The following is a 1,597-nucleotide window of genomic DNA, read 5'->3' on the forward strand; positions in this document are numbered from 1 at the left end:
GGGTACATGGCCGCGACGGGGATTAGCGAACGGGTGGATGTCGGCCCTGCCGGATACGGGCACGCAACTCCGACCTCCTTCTGGGCTCTGACTCTCGGCTCCATCGGCGTGGTGTACGGCGACATTGGCACCAGTCCGCTTTACGCTCTCAAGGAAAGCCTCGCCGCCGCCACCGCCCATGCGGGCCACGCCGCTCTCACTCGTGAGATGGTGATCGGGGTCGTCTCGCTGATCCTGTGGGCGCTGATCATCATCGTCACTCTCAAGTACGTTGTCCTGGTCCTCCGCGCCGATAACAACGGCGAGGGCGGTACGCTCTCGCTCGTCACGTTGGCCCAGCGCGCGCTCGGGCACAGCACCGGGTTCACCATCATCCTCGGCATGGTAGGCGCCTCCCTGTTCTATGGCGACGCCATCATCACCCCGGCGATCTCCGTCCTCTCGGCGCTCGAGGGCCTCAAGCTCGTGACGCCCGCCTTCGATCCCTACGTGGTGCCGATCAGCCTCGTGATCCTGATCGGCCTCTTTGCCGTCCAGCGGTTCGGCACCGCCAGCGTGGCGACATTCTTCGGGCCGATCACCGCCTTCTGGTTCGCCGTTATGGGTATCGGTGGCCTGACGCACATCCTGGACGATCCTGGAATCATCGGCGCAATCAACCCGCTCCATGGCCTCAGCTTCCTGCTCAACCACGGCACAGCCGGACTGTTTGCCTTAGGTGCGGTGTTCCTGTCGGTCACTGGAGCTGAGGCGCTCTATGCCGACCTCGGTCACTTCGGTCGCTCGCCCATCCGCACCGCCTGGCTTGGTTTCGTCCTGCCGGCGCTGGCCCTTAATTACCTTGGCCAGGGCGCTATGCTGCTGGCCCACCCCGAGATGCTGGAGAACCCGTTCTTCCTGCTCTACCCCTCCTGGGCGTTGCTGCCGATGGTGATCCTGGCCACCATCGCCACCATCATCGCCAGCCAGGCGGTGATCACGGGCGCGTTCTCGATCTCGCAGCAGGCGATGCAGCTCGGCGTGCTGCCGCGCTTCCGTGTGCTGCGCACCTCCGAAACGGAGAAGGGCCAGATCTACATCCCGATGATCAACTGGCTGCTGCTTGTCGCCGTGATCCTGCTCGTGGTGTTTTTCAGGACGTCGAGCAACCTGGCGGCTGCCTATGGCATCGCCGTAACGGGCGACATGGTCATTACCTCGTGCCTGCTGTTCGCCGTGGCGTGGAAGTTCTGGCGCTGGTCCCCGGCGGTCACTGTCCTGGTAATCGCGCCGTTCTTCGCCATCGAGTTGATCTTCCTGGGGGCAAACGCGCTCAAGATCCCGCAGGGCGGCTGGTTCCCACTGATGACGGGCGCGGGGCTGTTCACGCTCATGTGGGTGTGGCGCAAGGGCTCGCACCTGCTGGCCGAGATCTCGCACCGGGGCCGCCCGCCACTGCCCGAGTTCATCCGCATGTGCGAGAACAGCTCGGCGCCGCGGGTGCCCGGCACGGCCATGTTCCTGACGGGCAATGCCAACGATGTCCCGGCCGCGCTGCTGCATAACATGAAGCACAACAAGGTGCTGCACGACCAGAATGTCATCTTGACGGTGGTGA

The 1,597-nt window shown here is 64.4% G+C and carries 1 protein-coding gene; it reads left to right on the forward strand.

The annotated features are described in order from the left end of the window. Positions 1–6: 6 nt before the first annotated feature. Positions 7–1,597 (forward strand): potassium transporter Kup (locus VB618_RS19710; protein WP_329798454.1); only part of this gene is annotated, 1,591 nt, incomplete at its 3' end.

Source organism: Microvirga sp. CF3062, assembly GCF_036314045.1.
Classification (GTDB): domain Bacteria; phylum Pseudomonadota; class Alphaproteobacteria; order Rhizobiales; family Beijerinckiaceae; genus Microvirga.